This window comes from Acinetobacter sp. Leaf130 (genome assembly GCF_001423205.1).
Classification (GTDB): domain Bacteria; phylum Pseudomonadota; class Gammaproteobacteria; order Pseudomonadales; family Moraxellaceae; genus Acinetobacter; species Acinetobacter calcoaceticus.
On record NZ_LMOE01000001.1, the window covers coordinates 1,871,516 to 1,886,235 of the forward strand.

Genomic DNA, 14,720 nt, shown 5'->3' on the forward strand with positions numbered 1-14,720 from the left:
GCATATTATAGGCACAGGTAGCACAAAACACCATGCTTAAGAACAGCATATTTTAATATGTTATTGAACCGTCGCTGTTAATTTAATCTGTCCATCACTTGAAACCATTTCCATTTTTTCAATACTTAAGCCCATTTGAGCAAGTTGGGTTAAAAAGTTCGCTAAAATTGCATAATTCTGATGAGTAACAATAATTTGTAACTGCTCACCATTTTGTTGAGAAGTGACTGTTAAGCCTTGTTGCTGAGCTACTCGTTGTATTTTTTCCGATTGGCCTAATTCGAGTTCATTCGCTGGTTTCATGGTAACTGCATTACTCTGCATCCATACCATTAAATCTTTTAAATCATTTAACCGTTTTTGCTGTTGTTCTGCCAAGGAATGCATTTTCCAAAGTGAAGCACCCACAATGGCAACCACAACAAAAATTGTAGTAAAGACCACCATAACCCGCTCACGTACAGTTAAACGATCTAAATATTGAGTGACTTGTTCAATCCACTGGTCAAAGCGGTTTTGCAATTGAGTTATCATTTTCATTATTGTATTTTCACCACCCCAATTGCCCCACCACCATCGGCTTGAACATTACCTAGCTCCGCTTTGAATCCCTGCTGGTTAAGTTGCTGTGTTAAAGCTTGCAAATCATCTGCCGACTTTGCTTTTAATGCCATAGTTAGTGTTGATGCATCATAAGCTAACTGCTGAGCTAAAATTTGTCTTTGCATTAAAATAGGACCAACACGGCTCAATAAAGAAAGTGCTTGTGTATCACCTTGCTTACTCATGCGTAAATGACTTTCAAATTGGCTTTTTATATTTTGCTCATTTACCCGACTTGAAGGACCAAACCAATATTTATATTGCTCTATCGTCTGCTCAGCTGTTTGATTCGCTACATTTCTTAATTTTACCCAACGCAAAAAATCGTAACTAAACTGAACCACTATAATTGCTAAAACAATAGCGGCACACGCTTTCCAATAACCAGAAACCGTATGCTCTTGCCCTTTAGCTTTAGGCAGAACATTAAAAGGATGCTGTTTAGGTTTATCTAAACCCTGAAATTGATAGATAAATTCAGAATGATGCTCGGCATCTGATGCTGCCACCAAACTTTCGAGTTGCTCTGTTGTCAAACCACTATATTGATAATGAGTTTCGACTGATTGAAACTCTAAAAATAATGCTAAATCATCTAGCGAATTACCCACCCATTTACTTTCACGCACAAGTAATTTCTGGTCAATATTACACAAAACCACTAGCTGCTCTTGAGGTTCAGGTAAAATCAGAAAGTCTGGCAATAAAGCAACGAGTTTAATAGGCAGCAAAGCCATTGCATGCTGCCATGTTTCAACTGTTGTTTTTGCCACTCCCAATACGGTTAATTGATCAGCATGAAAATGATGCACCACTTTCATATGATCAATAGGCAAAGTTACAAATTCTTCAAGCAAATATTTAACGCCATCTGCCCCTAGTTGCTTGTAATGAGACTTTGCCATGTGCTGCTGGAGTACCTGAGCATGGCGACTAGGGAAAAAGATGACAGCTTCTTTTCCTTGATGTAATTGCAGGTCTTGTATTAATTGATCAAGACTTGCTGCCTGCAACCAGTTTTCTCCGTTAGACCAATGCCATATTCCATTGGTTTCAGGCATCCATAAATACAGCATAATGGGCTAAATGACCTTTTAATTATATTGTGGGTATAAAACTATTTTTTTGTGTTGATAAACCAGTTGCAATAACAGCCTGATCATAAATTCGAGCTTCGGCAAGTGCAAATGGATTAAAGTTTTCATGTGTCAGTAGTTCAGCAATATGCCCTACCACGTTCATATGACACACGACTACAATTGACTCATAAGGAACCTGAGACAACCACTCAACTGCTTCTTTCGCATTATCATCTGGTTTAATTTTATCGCATAACAGCACAGGAACATCTTTAAAATAAGCTTGAATATGCGCCAATGTCTCTTGAGCACGCAATAAAGGACTAACTACAAAAATATCAGGCTTAACAATATCTTTTAAAAATGTTGCTGTCTGCTCAGCTTGAGCATGCCCACGAGCGGTAAGTGGACGTTTAGTGTCATTACCATTCACTGGAGGAGCGGCTTCCCCATGACGAACCAATGTCAGTTGCATAAATATTCCTTGTTAATAATTCTTGCATTATAACCGTAATTTATGACATTTCTTCTTCAGACTTCATGATGAGGTAAAACAAACTCAACATCACTACGGTGTCCATTTTTCATAAGAGATAAAGCAATATTTAAAGGTGGCGCACCCTCAAAAATAACCTCATATAAGGCATTAGTAATAGGCATATATACGTCAAGTTCTTCTGCCTTACCACGCACTTGAACAATCGTATTAATTCCTTCAGCGGTTTGCCCCAACTCTTTACTCGCTTGGTCAAGTGTTTTACCTGAACCCAAAGCATAACCAATCTGATAATTACGACTTAAAGGGCTATTACAGGTTGCAAATAAATCACCAACGCCAGATAAACCTAAGAACGTTAGCGGATTTGCCCCTTGTTTGACTGCAAAACGACTCATTTCGGCCAAGGCGCGCGTTAAAATCATACTCTTGGTATTTTCACCAATCTTGTAAGCAGCACCAATTCCCATTGCAACTGCATAAATATTTTTAAGTGCCCCCCCTAGTTCAACACCATGCACATCATCACTACCGAAAACTCGGAATAAAGCACTATGAAGAGCATGCTGCACAGCATAACGAACTAACTCAGAATCACTGGCAATAACAGTACCAGATGGCATACCTGCCATAATCTCCTTAGCGAGATTTGGTCCAGATAACACCCCATAAGGAACTTCTGGTAATTCTTCACGAATAATATCGCTCATGAAGCTAAAAGTTTTAGCCTCGACGCCCTTCGTTAGAGAGACAACCGCTTGTGCCGTAATATAAGGAGCAATTTGTTTTAATACATCACGAAATGAATGACTAGGAATTGCCACCAAAATAATATCTCGATCACACACGGCTTGTTCAAGGTCAGACACAGCACGCAATGATGACTCTAAAACAAAGTCTGGCAAATAACGTTTATTAATATGGGTTTTATTGATTTCTTCTGCTGTTTCGGCATCACGAATCCAGATCATGGTGTCGCAACCATTACGTGCAGCTAAATTGGCCATCGCCGTACCAAAGCTACCTCCACCTAACACAGTAATACGTAATGCTGTTTTTTTATCAACCGCAACAGGTTCCACTAAATCTGTAAACTTAAATTCAGCCATGCTTTATTATCCTATTTCTTACTTTTGAGGCTCGTTAAGCCTGCCAAACCTTTACAAATTCTTTACTTTCAATCTCTGCACGCGGTGCAATCGCTTTAGCTGCTGTGCCCACATAAATAATACCTGAAATTAAATCATGTGGTTGCAATCCTAAATGCTGCTTTAACCAATTTGATTCAACAACCGCGCCACTACGCCACATGGTGGAAAAACCTTGAACTTGTAAAGACAATAAAAGGTTCTGTACGGCAGCCCCGGTACTTAAAATCTGTTCAAAATGCGGAACCTTAGGATGGTCTTGCAATTGCGTAAGCGCTAAAATGAGTAAAGGCGCGCGGAAAGGATGTTGCTTAACTCGTTCAAGTTGCGCTGAGTCAGTTTCACCCAAATCAGCCAGTGCTTTTGCTAAAACCTCACCAAATGCAGCACGTTGTTCAGCTTCGATAACGACAAAACGTGTTGGTTTAAGCCTATGATGGTCAGGAGCAGTTAAAGCAGCTTGAAAGGCCAACTCTAATTGATCTGCATTTGGTGCAGGCTCAATCAATTGACCAATAGATTGACGTTGGTGAATATTCTGATGAATTATCTGTGTTGCTGAATCCGTCATTAATATTGATCTAACTCAAAAAATTCAAAATAGATTAGCATAATCTACAGATAATCCACCATTGTATCTAGAACATAAAAAACAACGAGCTCATGCTTTGACATATTTTTAAGACAAAACATCAAAACTAATACAACGTCTTCAAAGTCAATTAGAAAACTTGTGTTCAAATAGTGAGATCTTTTGACGATTAACGATATTAGGTGAAACATGAAAAAAATAATTTTAGCGAGTGCATTGAGCAGTGTTGTTTTATTACTAGGAGCTTGTGCCACTACCCCTAAAAACACCTTGGCGGTTCAAAAAGAAAATAATCAATTTGAAGTCACCGGTATTGGTAAAACAAATCTAATTGCAAAAAATAATGCGATTACTGCCGCTCAAAAAACTTGTTCAAAAAGCACCAGCCCTGTTGTGGTAGATGAAAAAACAACATACAACGGTGTATTAAAAGATGTAGTAAGCGAGAAAACAGGCCAAATGGTTGAAGCAGCAGCTGGTGTGATTGGCACATTAACTGGTAAAAATGCATCTCTAGCAAAAGATGATGATTATCAAACAACACTTACCTTCTATTGCAAAATTAATTAATCAAAAAAAATCCCAATCAAATGATTGGGATTTTTTTATTAGCAATAACCCTCTATACGGGTTAATGGCAATTTCTTACCAATTGCTTTTTCAATTTCCGGCAAATAAAAAGCATCATCTTCTGAAAGAAAACTAATACTTACACCTTGTGACCCAGCACGGCCTGTACGACCAATACGGTGCACATAATCGTCTGACTGCTCAGGTAAGGTATAGTTAACCACATGAGATACGCCATCAACATGAATACCACGGCCAGCAACATCAGTTGCGATCATGATGTTATTTTTACCCTGCTTAAACTGGTCTAACATTTTTAAACGTTTATCTTGAGCAATTTCACCTGAAAGCATCCCGACCCGATATCCATCTCTCTTTAAATGGTCATAAAGACGGCGTACTTGATCACGTCGATTAGCAAAAATCATCACTTTATCGATAGGCTCTTCACGTAAAATATCTTGTAGCAAACGATATTTATCTTGTTTAGCTACTACATAAACACGTTGCTCAACATCATTATTGGTTTTTTGCTCAGGCTCAATTTCAACAGTGATTGGCTCAAACAACCATTGTCTCGCCAAATTAAGCACGTCATAACTAAAAGTAGCCGAGAACATGAGGGTTTGACGTTCTTCCTTACGCGGGGAATAACGCACGATACGTTTTACAGAAGGAATAAAACCCATGTCCAATAAGCGGTCTGCTTCATCAATGACTAAAAATTCAATTTGATCGAGCCAAACTTCTTTTTGTTCTACAAAATCAATTAGACGCCCAGGCGTGGCAACCATGATATCGACAAAATTAGCATCTAGCTGTTTCTTTTGCTTATCAAAATCTACACCACCTAACAATGTCACGACGTGTAAATCTGAAAATTTTGTGAGTAACTTTGCATCGCTTTCAATTTGCAATGCCAATTCACGAGTAGGCGCCAAAATCAAGGCACGTGGCTCACCACGAAAGCGCTGCTCTTGAATCGGGTTATGTAATAAGTCATTAATTACACTAATCAGGAAAGCAGCAGTTTTACCTGTTCCTGTTTGTGCTCTACCAATTGCATCATGCCCGCCCAACGTATATTTTAAAACCTTTTGCTGAATCGGGGTCATTTGCTTAAACCCTAAAGCATCAATCGCCTTTTTAAGTTGCGGATGTAAATTCAAGGTTTCAAAACCAGATGTCATAAATACGTGCTCTAACAAACAATCTCTCTAATGAGAAGATCATTATAAACAAAAACGCCCCAATTCAAAAATTGGAGCGTCCGTGATTCATCAAAAGATGAATTAGTCTAAAGGCTGAACGTTCTCAGCTTGAAAACCTTTTTGACCTTGTACTACACTAAATTCTACGCGTTGGCCGTCACGTAAAGAACGGTGACCGTCACCAACGATTGCACGGAAATGAACGAATACGTCGTCACCGCCGTTACGTTGAATAAAGCCAAAACCTTTAGTGTCGTTAAACCACTTTACTACGCCTTGTTCGCGAGCTGTCATAAGTCAATCCTCAGATGTTGAAAAAAGGACCTTCCGGTGTTGCAAACAGCAGAGCAAACAAGTTTTTAAAATATTTATAATCTTAAAGCTTGTAATCATTCTGTGAAACTATCAACAATTTCCGGTTACATCCATTTGTTATAGGATTTTTAAACCAATTTAAGTGTGTGGTAAATCCTAAAACGGTTCGAGCTTACCACGGGTTTATGACAATTAATAGAATTTTTTTCAATTATTCCCCCTATTTTTAGTCCTTTTTTTAAACAGCTTATTACAATATTTTTTATAGGTAATTGCTTGTTTCTTCTTTTATAAAATGTGCGGTGTTTATAAAAAAATTTGTTAGAATAATCTTTTTAGTTGTTTTGATGATGAATGACCAACACTTCCTCTACTACAGCACTTATTGAAATTAATGCCTTAGGCCAACCTTGTCCGATGCCGTTATTAATGCTTAAACGCGAACTCAAAAAAGTATCGGGTAAACAGCTATTTTTATTAAAATCTTCTGACCCCCATAGTGAAATAGATGTAACTCGTTACTGTGGTTTACATCATTTTATGTGTCAGACCACACATATATCCGAAAGAGAGTTTCACTATTTAATTGAAACTCAATAATTCTTTGATAAACTAAAAGATTAGAAATTGCATAAAATTTTACATTTCTCTACCCAATTTTCCTTAATTATGAAGCTGATTCAAACTAAGATGAATTTATTGGTTATCCCATCCGATCCTATAAGGAGAAATCATGAGTGACAGCAGCAATCAATTGATGCCCCTGTCATTGTCTGCGCCCGGTGTAAACCTTGGTGCATATATCAGTACTGTCAATCAGATTCCTATTTTAACGGCCGAGCAAGAAAAAGAACTTGCTGAACGTTATTATTATGACCAAGATCTTGATGCCGCAAAAATGCTGGTAATGTCGCATTTACGTTTCGTCGTTCACATTGCGCGCAGCTATGCAGGTTATGGCCTACCACAAGGCGACCTTATTCAAGAAGGTAATTTAGGCTTAATGAAAGCCGTGAAGCGTTTCGACCCAAATATGGGCGTGCGTCTTGTATCTTTTGCCGTCCACTGGATTAAGGCAGAAATTCACGAATACGTTATCCGTAACTGGCGTATTGTCAAAATTGCAACGACCAAAGCACAGCGTAAATTATTTTTTAATTTACGTAGTTTAAAAAAATCGAGTAAAAAATTAACGCTCGAAGAAGCTCAATCGATTGCGAATGACTTAAATGTAACTGCAGAACAAGTTCTGGAGATGGAAGGTCGTTTAACCGCTTATGATGCTGCTTTCGAAGCTCAAGGTGACGACGACGATGACACCCCACATACTGCACCGGCATTGTATCTTGAAGATAATCGCTATGATCCAGCCCGTTTAGTCGAAAATGAGGACTGGGAAGAGCAAAGTACATCTGCCCTACATAATGCAATGGATCAGTTAGATGACCGTTCGCGTAATATTTTACAACGTCGTTGGTTAGATGATGACAAATCTACTCTCCACGAGTTAGCGGCCGAATATAATGTATCAGCAGAACGTATTCGCCAGCTTGAAAAGAATGCAATGGAAAAAATTAAAATTGCCATGTCTGCAAGCTAAAATAAGTTTAAAAATAAAAGGGCGATTAGCCCTTTTGTTTTATCTGGCTATGTTTAGCCAACCCAATCTATGATAACGTTGCCCTTCATTATTCATTTGCGTTTTTTGTTATGTGGATTGCCATTTCAGCCCTTAATCTTGCCTTTGCAGTCATGTTGGGTGCTTTTGGAGCACATGGTCTTAAAGCTCATGCGAGTCCTGAGCAACTTGTTTGGTGGCATACTGCAACCGACTATTTTTTTTACCATGCTTTAGGTCTCTTAGCACTTGGTATTTTAAGCAAAGTTATCCTTACGTTCCCCATTAAATTGCCATTCATATTGATTCAGATTGGTATTTTATTCTTCTGTGGTTCACTCTATATCATGGCGCTTGGATTACCGAGAATTTTAGGGGCAATTACCCCAATTGGTGGAGCATTTATGATAGCTGGATGGCTCGTTTTGGCTTGGAATGCCCTCAAATACGCAAAATAATTGGAATGTGATCATGCAAATTTATTTAAATGGCGAATTAACGGACACGCCTTGTCAAAACCTAATGCAGCTCATTCAGGCTTTGGCACTTGAAGGAAAAAGATTTGCGGTCGAATACAACCAGCAAATTATTCCAAAAAGCAAATTAGAGCAGATTTCTATCGCTCAACATGACCGTATCGAAATTATTCACGCTGTTGGCGGCGGCTAAGTCGGAGTTATCCATGCAAGACACCCCTCTCATTATTGGTTCACGTTCTTTTCAATCTCGCTTATTGGTAGGAACTGGCAAATATAAAGACTTAAATGAAACAGATTTAGCCATTCAAGCGAGTGGTGCAGAAATCGTTACTGTTGCAATCCGCCGTGTGAATATTGGACAACATCCAGATCAGCCAAATTTACTCTCTGTCATTCCGCCAGAAAAGTATACAATTTTGCCAAATACCGCAGGTTGTTTTGATGCTGACAGCGCAGTACGTACTTGCATGTTAGCGCGTGAACTTCTAGACGGTCACAACTTGGTAAAACTTGAAGTTTTAGGTGATGAGAAGACCTTATATCCAAATGTAACCGAGACTTTAAAAGCTGCTCGTACTTTGATTGATGACGGTTTTGAGATTATGGTTTACACCTCTGATGACCCGATCATTGCTCAAGAACTTGAAAGTATGGGCTGTGTTGCAATTATGCCTTTAGGCAGTCTCATTGGTTCAGGTTTAGGTATTTTAAACCCCCATACTATTTCAATTATTAAAGAAAATGCAAAAGTGCCAGTTTTGGTAGATGCAGGCGTTGGTACAGCAAGTGATGCCGCAATTGCTATGGAACTCGGTTGTGACGGCGTATTAATGAATACTGCGATTGCTGCGGCTCAAAACCCTATTTTAATGGCTTCTGCAATGAAAAAAGCTGTTGAAGCTGGGCGTGAAGCATTTTTAGCTGGTCGTATGCCACGTAAACGTATGGCAAATGCGAGCTCACCAGAAACAGGTTATTTCTTTAAGTAATTTATTTGGGAGGTCATTGTTTTTCAGTGACCTCTCGACTCTTATATAGGTATTTATCTTTCAAAAGAAAATGACCAAGAATACCTGTATCACTTAAGAAACCCATACCACTCCAATCCATAGATAAACATTCTTATATTTACTTAGGCTATGCCTAATGTCCTCTGTAAATTTTGCTTTGCTCTTAACTCAAGATTCTGTTGAAAATAAGTCGTCTGATAAAGTCGGTCTGACTGATAAAAATGTGCTAGAACTTCTTTTCTTTTGATTGAATATACTTCTGGATCGACCCAAGCATATTCCTGCTGAATTTGCTGTTCATATTGCATAAAACGCTCTGGTGTAGCTGCTAAAATGGCTAAATCGATATCCAATAAAAATTGTAAATCCAACTCATCAGTCGCTATATGCTTTTGCGTGGCAAGAATCCACTGTTTTATTTTCTGAACCGTATTTACTGGTAAATCTTGAGCCATACATTGCTCAAAAAGCTCAGCACTTTTAAGTTCATTGTCTTTAGCTTGTGGGTTATAGATCGCATCGTGGAACCAGAGTGCCAATGCAACCGCATAGGCATCATTCAAATCAGATCGAACTGATTCGAGCAAAGCTAAGCATTCATATAAATGTTGAACAGTATGATAGGCCCGCTGCTTTTCACTATAAGCAGCAATGAGTATATTTAAGATTTTTTGTGGGTCAGAAAAATGATAATGCTGATGCAGCTCAAACCAAACATGTTCCAGTTTTAATAAGTAAAGCTGCATCATCATATATTAACCACGCTCAGGATTATTGCTCATCGCGTTTAAATACTAACTCTTTTGCTGATGAGTTTTCAGCATCAAAGTAGTATCCATCGGTATTGAACGCTTTAATATCCTCAGCTTTATTTAATTGGTTTTCAATCATAAAACGAGCCATTAAACCGCGTGCTTTTTTCGCATAGAAACTAATGACTTTATATTTGCCATTTTTCTGGTCAAGAAAAACAGGCTTAACAATTTCAGCCTTAATTTTCTTCTCGTTGACCGATTTGTAATACTCATCTGAAGCTAGATTTACAAGTAATTCAGATTTAATTGCCGCCAAATCTTCGTTAATCTGGTTCGTGATAATTTCACCCCAAAACTCATACAAATTATGACCACGTAAATTTTTTAATTTAGTGCCCATCTCAAGACGATAAGGCATCATTAGATCTAAAGGACGTAGTAAACCATATAAGCCAGATAGCATACGTAAATGCTGCTGTGCAAAATCAATATCTTTATCTTTTAAATGATAGGCATCTAAACCCGTATAGACATCACCCTTAAACGCATAAATCGCCTGACGAGCATTTGAAAAATCAAATTCAGGCTTCCAATCTCTAAATCGGTCTGCATTTAGTGTGGCAATTTTTTCACTGACACTCATTAAATTGGCAATTTCGGAAGCAGAAAGTTTTCGGCAAACCTCAATTAATTGTGCTGAGTGTTCTAACAAGCGAGGCTGAGTAAACTCATCTGTAGGTAACGCTGTTTCATAATCTAAAGTTTTTGCAGGAGAAATTAAAGCAAGCATAGACAACCTGAAAAAATTATTCTTAATCCCAACTATAACAGTAGATATTTTTTAATGCTAACTCGTGTTTTCAATGACGACTATCGGTAAAATAGCATCACGTATTGTTATTTAGCGGTTCTTATATGTCTGAGCAAACTTTCATCCAGGGTCCAGTAGGTAAAATTGAACTTTTCGTTGACCGCCCTGAAGGTGAAATCAAAGGCTTTGCGGTTGTTTGTCATCCGCACCCATTGCAAGGTGGAACCCCTCAACATAAAGTCCCTGCCCTTTTAACCCAAATCTTTAATGAATATGGCTGTATTGTTTATCGCCCTAGTTTCCGTGGCTTAGGCGGCAGTGAAGGTATTCATGATGAAGGTCATGGCGAAACCGAAGATATTTTAGCCGTAATTGAACATATTCGTAAGCTTCATGAAGGTCTGCCATTTTATGCAGGCGGCTTTAGCTTCGGCTCACATGTTTTGGCAAAATGCTTTGCACAGCTTAATCCTGAATTACGACCTGTACAGTTAATTTTGTGTGGTTTACCAACGGCTACCGTAGTGGGTTTGCGCCACTATAAAACTCCAGAAATTCAAGGTGATATTCTACTCATTCATGGTGAGCAAGATGACATTACCTTGCTTTCAGATGCAATTGCATGGGCAAAACCTCAAAAGCACCCAATCACGATTTTACCAGGCGCTAACCACTTCTTTACAGGCTATTTAAAACAGCTTCGCCAAATCATTACACGCTTTATTATTATGAAATAAGCAGTAGTTTGATGGACATAGATTGAGTCTATGTCCATCATTTCATAAGCCCTGTAACTACTAAAAATTATTCCAACTTAATCCAAAACGGGCCAAATATTTTTTCACTCGATCACTATCGTTCGTTGGCTATAATTTCTATAAAATTTTATAAGTGTCTATAATATACAATACGCATTTGACCAAAAAATTCCAAGAATATGCTTCATTTTACTTTTTTAGGCACATCTTCAGGTGTACCCACCCTGACACGTAATGTTTCAGGATTAGCGGTTCGTAACAGCAAAAATAAGGACTGGATTTTAATTGATGCAGGAGAAGGTACACAGCACCGCATTCAACAAGCCAAACTTTCCTTACAAAACCTAGTTGCCATTTGTATTACACATGTTCACGGTGATCATTGTTATGGTCTAGTTGGTTTACTTGCAAGTGCAGGCATGAATGCTCGTAGCAAACCCTTAATCGTGATTGCACCGAAAGAAATTCAGCAATGGTTTGAAATCACCGCCCAACTTACAGATTTACATTTGCCCTATTCACTCCAATTTATTGATGTTAATAAAGCAACACAGCCACAGCAGATCACCGATGAATTCATCCTTCAGGCGCATCCACTAAGCCATCGTGTTCCAAGTTTTGCTTTTAGTATTTATATAAAATCTATTCACAAGAAATTAGATATCCAAGCTCTAACTCAGCTTGGCGTACCTCAAGGCGATATGTGGGGCCATTTAAAAAGAGGCTACAATGTTGAATTTGAGGGACAAACTTTAAAAGCTCAAGACTTTATCAAAATTCAAAATCAGCAGATACATGCAATTATAGGTGGTGATAATGATCAGCCTGAACTATTAGCTGATGCCTGTAAGGATGCTCAACTACTCATTCATGAGTCGACTTATTTGCAAACAGTTTTAGATAAAGTAGGAAAAGGGCCAATGCACAGCTCTGCAAAAATGGTGGCTGAATTTGCAGAGCAGCAATCTCTGGATAATTTAATTCTGACGCACTTTAGCCCTAGACATCAGGATAGAACTGGACAGCAAGCTATTGCTGAAGAAGTTCGCCAGTTTTATAAAGGTCATTTTTATTTAGCAAATGATTTTGATGAATTTACTTTAAACGAAGCAGGACAGCTTTTAAAAGTCGAGTAAAAGTTATATTCCTTGTAAAATCGAATTTATCGAGTTAGGTACAAATCATTTTCATGTAGAGGTCAACGTTTAAGAAGCTCACTAAGGAGCTTCTTATTTCTAAAAAATTACTCTACAGATGCCAAAGCCGTCACCAACAACTTCCAGCAATTATCTACAGTATCTACTTTGACTCGCTCACCCGGTGCATGTGCACCTTGAATATCAGGTCCAAATGAAACCATCTGTAAATCTGGATAGTGCTCGGCAATAATCCCGCACTCTAGACCTGCATGAATTACTTTGAGCTTTGGCTCAATGTTAAAAGCCTTTTGATAGGCTTGTTGTAAGCACTTTAAAGCAGCCGAGTCAGGATTTGGCGTCCACCCCGAAACCAACGGCGTGAGTGTAGAAGCGATATTAAATTGACTAAAATGCGCCTGAATTTTCTTTGCAAAATCTTCAGCTTCTTGATTCACCATTGAGCGGACCATTAAGACAGCTTTTCCACCCTCTCGATTTAATTTTACAACCCCAATATTATTTGAAGTCTCAACCACATCTGGGAGCGCTTGACTCATACTTGCAACGCCGTATGGGCTTGTTGCCAAAGCTTGCAACCATTCGTTTTGCTGCTGTTGAGCAATCACTCCCGTCACGTCAGCGCTATTCGGTTGAATAGTTAATTGTAGATTGTCATCAATACCCTGTAGCTGTTTTTTCCATGTCGTTTGATATTCAGCAAGTAATTTTTCTAGTTCATGTAACTGGCTAGGTGAAATTGCAATGGTTGCAACTGCTTCTCGAGGTAGTGCATTACGAGCTGAACCACCACTAAACTCGACAAGACGTCCACCAAGTTGTTGTAAATGCTGATTTAAAAAGCGGGCTAAAATAACGTTGGCATTACCACGTCCTAAATGAATATCTACACCAGAGTGACCACCTTTAAGGCCAGCAACCTGAATGTTTACAGTAGTCAAGTTTTCAGGGATTTTTTCATAATTAAGTGGCTGCTCGACTTCAACATCAATACTGCCAGCACATCCGAGATATAACTCGCCCCACTCTTCTGTATCAATATTGAATAACCATTTGCCTTTTAACACACCCGCTTGCAAAAGCCGCGCACCACTCATGCCCGCTTCTTCATCAACTGTTAAAAGAACTTCAATTGGTCCATGAGCAATATCATTTGAATCTAATACAGCTAAAGCTAAGGCTACCCCAATGCCATTGTCTGCACCCAAAGTGGTGTCTTTGGCAATTAACCAACCATCTTCAAGTATTGGGCGAATCGGGTCTTTAAAGAAGTCATGTACTGTGCCAGTGTTGGCTTGTGTGACCATATCTAAATGGCCTTGAAGAATGACTCCAGATACATCTTCTTTACCCGCAGTCGCATTCTTGCGAATAATCAAATTTCCTACTTCATCTACGTAAGTTTCTAAATTTCGACTTTGTGCCCAGTTTTGTAAAAACTCACGAAGCTGTCGTTCATGCTTTGATGGACGAGGAATAGTGCAAAGTGTTTGAAAATGCTGCCAAACGACTTGAGGAGATAACGCTGCAATATCAACTTGTGTCATGAAAACCACACTCTAATTATGTAAATATCGTAATAATTTCAATATACACAACGCATTAAAGATAGGTAGAGATTTGAGTAAAGATTTTGTATTTTTATATTTAATTTAAACAGAAAGTACGACTTTTCTAAAAGCCGTACTTAATGAAAAAGTTTTAAGAATCGCTTTATTTAATTTTTCCATTCAAATGCTGAAAAGCTTTGATCGGCTTTCAAACTATTTTCAACAGCCTGAGCGAGCTGACGAATAATGCTTTGTGTTTCAATTTTCTCAAACCAGTCTTGTTCTTCATCTGGATTGGCAGAGATTTCACACATCAAATGCCCATCATGGTCTGTTTTTTGGCAAGTAATAGACAAAGGTAAAAGATGATTATCAATACTCACTTCTACTTTTTCATGTTCATGCACAATATGTTGTGCATCAAAACCATAATGCCCCAACTGTTTAAATAATAAAGCCGCTACATATTCTTGGGTGATATGGCATTCATTTGGTGGATGATCAAGCACCCCATGTTGTGGGCAACTGGCAATAAATTGTAATTTTTTCATCCTTTGTCCTAACACTA

19 protein-coding genes are annotated in these 14,720 nt (G+C 38.5%); 8 read left to right on the forward strand and 11 right to left on the reverse strand.

Features of this window, described 5'->3' with window-relative positions:
- Positions 1–60: 60 nt before the first annotated feature.
- Genes gspM through ASF86_RS08435 form a run of 5 tightly spaced genes read right to left on the reverse strand, consistent with a single transcriptional unit; the run spans position 61 to position 3,897 of the window.
- A complete protein-coding gene (gene gspM, locus ASF86_RS08415) occupies positions 61–540 on the reverse strand; it encodes a type II secretion system protein GspM (protein ID WP_017388004.1) in 480 nt (159 codons plus the stop codon).
- Positions 540–1,679 carry a type II secretion system protein GspL gene (gene gspL, locus ASF86_RS08420; protein WP_056481128.1) on the reverse strand — a complete coding sequence of 380 codons (1,140 nt, stop codon included), beginning with the start codon at positions 1,677–1,679 and terminating at the stop codon, positions 540–542. The genes gspM and gspL overlap by 1 nt, the downstream gene beginning before the upstream one ends.
- A gap of 22 nt (positions 1,680–1,701) precedes the next feature.
- Positions 1,702–2,157, reverse strand: coding sequence for a SixA phosphatase family protein (locus ASF86_RS08425; RefSeq protein WP_003650745.1), 456 nt, complete (start codon positions 2,155–2,157; stop codon positions 1,702–1,704).
- A 56-nt stretch (positions 2,158–2,213) separates the two neighbouring features.
- A complete protein-coding gene (locus ASF86_RS08430; protein ID WP_004643449.1) occupies positions 2,214–3,287 on the reverse strand; it encodes an NAD(P)H-dependent glycerol-3-phosphate dehydrogenase in 1,074 nt (357 codons plus the stop codon).
- A 34-nt stretch (positions 3,288–3,321) separates the two neighbouring features.
- Entirely contained in the window at positions 3,322–3,897 is a 576-nt protein-coding gene (locus ASF86_RS08435) for a nitroreductase (RefSeq protein WP_003650741.1), read from the reverse strand.
- Positions 3,898–4,107: 210 nt separating this feature from the next.
- Between ASF86_RS08435 and ASF86_RS08440 the strand changes: the two genes are divergently transcribed.
- A complete protein-coding gene (locus tag ASF86_RS08440) occupies positions 4,108–4,488 on the forward strand; it encodes a hypothetical protein (protein ID WP_003650739.1) in 381 nt (126 codons plus the stop codon).
- A gap of 38 nt (positions 4,489–4,526) precedes the next feature.
- Here the strand turns inward: ASF86_RS08440 and rhlB are convergent, their stop codons facing one another.
- Both rhlB and ASF86_RS08450 read right to left on the reverse strand, forming a co-directional pair.
- Positions 4,527–5,678, reverse strand: a complete 1,152-nt coding sequence (gene rhlB, locus ASF86_RS08445; RefSeq protein ID WP_003650737.1) for an ATP-dependent RNA helicase RhlB — start codon at positions 5,676–5,678, stop codon at positions 4,527–4,529.
- A gap of 102 nt (positions 5,679–5,780) precedes the next feature.
- The gene (locus tag ASF86_RS08450; protein ID WP_000126912.1) at positions 5,781–5,993 is read right to left on the reverse strand and encodes a cold-shock protein; all 213 of its coding nucleotides are present in this window, start codon (positions 5,991–5,993) and stop codon (positions 5,781–5,783) included.
- A gap of 375 nt (positions 5,994–6,368) precedes the next feature.
- Here ASF86_RS08450 and ASF86_RS08455 point away from each other — a divergent pair, with 375 nt between their 5' ends.
- The 5 genes from ASF86_RS08455 (at position 6,369) to ASF86_RS08475 (ending at position 9,100) form a co-directional block, all read left to right on the forward strand.
- On the forward strand, positions 6,369–6,614 hold the full coding sequence (locus ASF86_RS08455) for a sulfurtransferase TusA family protein (protein WP_004643450.1): 246 nt from the start codon (positions 6,369–6,371) through the stop codon (positions 6,612–6,614).
- A 133-nt stretch (positions 6,615–6,747) separates the two neighbouring features.
- On the forward strand, positions 6,748–7,614 hold the full coding sequence (gene rpoH / locus ASF86_RS08460; protein ID WP_003650733.1) for an RNA polymerase sigma factor RpoH: 867 nt from the start codon (positions 6,748–6,750) through the stop codon (positions 7,612–7,614).
- 110 nt (positions 7,615–7,724) lie between these two features.
- The gene (locus ASF86_RS08465) at positions 7,725–8,090 is read left to right on the forward strand and encodes a DUF423 domain-containing protein (protein WP_004643452.1); all 366 of its coding nucleotides are present in this window, start codon (positions 7,725–7,727) and stop codon (positions 8,088–8,090) included.
- A 13-nt stretch (positions 8,091–8,103) separates the two neighbouring features.
- On the forward strand, positions 8,104–8,301 hold the full coding sequence (thiS, locus tag ASF86_RS08470) for a sulfur carrier protein ThiS (protein ID WP_003650729.1): 198 nt from the start codon (positions 8,104–8,106) through the stop codon (positions 8,299–8,301).
- A gap of 13 nt (positions 8,302–8,314) precedes the next feature.
- Positions 8,315–9,100, forward strand: a complete 786-nt coding sequence (locus tag ASF86_RS08475; RefSeq protein WP_005039404.1) for a thiazole synthase — start codon at positions 8,315–8,317, stop codon at positions 9,098–9,100.
- Between the two features lie 143 nt (positions 9,101–9,243).
- On the opposite strand, the gene ASF86_RS08480 is transcribed toward ASF86_RS08475, so the two are convergent.
- Together ASF86_RS08480 and yaaA are read right to left on the reverse strand one after the other, a co-directional pair.
- Positions 9,244–9,873, reverse strand: coding sequence for a hypothetical protein (locus ASF86_RS08480; protein ID WP_056481130.1), 630 nt, complete (start codon positions 9,871–9,873; stop codon positions 9,244–9,246).
- A 19-nt stretch (positions 9,874–9,892) separates the two neighbouring features.
- Positions 9,893–10,666: a peroxide stress protein YaaA gene (gene yaaA, locus ASF86_RS08485; protein ID WP_056481132.1), complete on the reverse strand. Its 774-nt coding sequence runs from the start codon at positions 10,664–10,666 to the stop codon at positions 9,893–9,895.
- Positions 10,667–10,791: 125 nt separating this feature from the next.
- On the opposite strand from yaaA, the gene ASF86_RS08490 reads away from it, so the two are divergent.
- A complete protein-coding gene (locus tag ASF86_RS08490) occupies positions 10,792–11,424 on the forward strand; it encodes an alpha/beta hydrolase (protein WP_056481134.1) in 633 nt (210 codons plus the stop codon).
- A gap of 200 nt (positions 11,425–11,624) precedes the next feature.
- Positions 11,625–12,581, forward strand: coding sequence for a ribonuclease Z (locus ASF86_RS08495; protein ID WP_056481136.1), 957 nt, complete (start codon positions 11,625–11,627; stop codon positions 12,579–12,581).
- Positions 12,582–12,688: 107 nt separating this feature from the next.
- Here ASF86_RS08495 and ASF86_RS08500 read toward each other — a convergent pair whose 3' ends face one another.
- Both ASF86_RS08500 and ASF86_RS08505 read right to left on the reverse strand, forming a co-directional pair.
- Complete coding sequence (locus ASF86_RS08500; RefSeq protein WP_056481138.1) at positions 12,689–14,149, reverse strand: aminoacyl-histidine dipeptidase; 1,461 nt, start codon at positions 14,147–14,149, stop codon at positions 12,689–12,691.
- Between the two features lie 170 nt (positions 14,150–14,319).
- Entirely contained in the window at positions 14,320–14,703 is a 384-nt protein-coding gene (locus tag ASF86_RS08505) for a hypothetical protein (RefSeq protein ID WP_004643460.1), read from the reverse strand.
- Positions 14,704–14,720 lie beyond the last annotated feature (17 nt).

What these genes read in the sequence shown, in the direction of transcription:
- ASF86_RS08505 (WP_004643460.1), bottom strand. Translation starts at nt 14,703, where the DNA reads ATGAAAAAATTACAATTTATTGCCAGTTGCCCACAACATGGGGTGCTT.
- ASF86_RS08480 (WP_056481130.1), bottom strand. Translation starts at nt 9,873, where the DNA reads ATGATGATGCAGCTTTACTTATTAAAACTGGAACATGTTTGGTTTGAG.
- thiS (WP_003650729.1), top strand. Translation starts at nt 8,104, where the DNA reads ATGCAAATTTATTTAAATGGCGAATTAACGGACACGCCTTGTCAAAAC.
- ASF86_RS08435 (WP_003650741.1), bottom strand. Translation starts at nt 3,897, where the DNA reads ATGACGGATTCAGCAACACAGATAATTCATCAGAATATTCACCAACGT.
- ASF86_RS08500 (WP_056481138.1), bottom strand. Translation starts at nt 14,149, where the DNA reads ATGACACAAGTTGATATTGCAGCGTTATCTCCTCAAGTCGTTTGGCAG.
- ASF86_RS08465 (WP_004643452.1), top strand. Translation starts at nt 7,725, where the DNA reads ATGTGGATTGCCATTTCAGCCCTTAATCTTGCCTTTGCAGTCATGTTG.
- ASF86_RS08425 (WP_003650745.1), bottom strand. Translation starts at nt 2,157, where the DNA reads ATGCAACTGACATTGGTTCGTCATGGGGAAGCCGCTCCTCCAGTGAAT.
- yaaA (WP_056481132.1), bottom strand. Translation starts at nt 10,666, where the DNA reads ATGCTTGCTTTAATTTCTCCTGCAAAAACTTTAGATTATGAAACAGCG.
- gspM (WP_017388004.1), bottom strand. Translation starts at nt 540, where the DNA reads ATGAAAATGATAACTCAATTGCAAAACCGCTTTGACCAGTGGATTGAA.
- ASF86_RS08490 (WP_056481134.1), top strand. Translation starts at nt 10,792, where the DNA reads ATGTCTGAGCAAACTTTCATCCAGGGTCCAGTAGGTAAAATTGAACTT.
- ASF86_RS08450 (WP_000126912.1), bottom strand. Translation starts at nt 5,993, where the DNA reads ATGACAGCTCGCGAACAAGGCGTAGTAAAGTGGTTTAACGACACTAAA.
- ASF86_RS08495 (WP_056481136.1), top strand. Translation starts at nt 11,625, where the DNA reads ATGCTTCATTTTACTTTTTTAGGCACATCTTCAGGTGTACCCACCCTG.
- ASF86_RS08475 (WP_005039404.1), top strand. Translation starts at nt 8,315, where the DNA reads ATGCAAGACACCCCTCTCATTATTGGTTCACGTTCTTTTCAATCTCGC.
- ASF86_RS08430 (WP_004643449.1), bottom strand. Translation starts at nt 3,287, where the DNA reads ATGGCTGAATTTAAGTTTACAGATTTAGTGGAACCTGTTGCGGTTGAT.
- ASF86_RS08440 (WP_003650739.1), top strand. Translation starts at nt 4,108, where the DNA reads ATGAAAAAAATAATTTTAGCGAGTGCATTGAGCAGTGTTGTTTTATTA.
- rhlB (WP_003650737.1), bottom strand. Translation starts at nt 5,678, where the DNA reads ATGACATCTGGTTTTGAAACCTTGAATTTACATCCGCAACTTAAAAAG.
- rpoH (WP_003650733.1), top strand. Translation starts at nt 6,748, where the DNA reads ATGAGTGACAGCAGCAATCAATTGATGCCCCTGTCATTGTCTGCGCCC.
- ASF86_RS08455 (WP_004643450.1), top strand. Translation starts at nt 6,369, where the DNA reads ATGACCAACACTTCCTCTACTACAGCACTTATTGAAATTAATGCCTTA.
- gspL (WP_056481128.1), bottom strand. Translation starts at nt 1,679, where the DNA reads ATGCTGTATTTATGGATGCCTGAAACCAATGGAATATGGCATTGGTCT.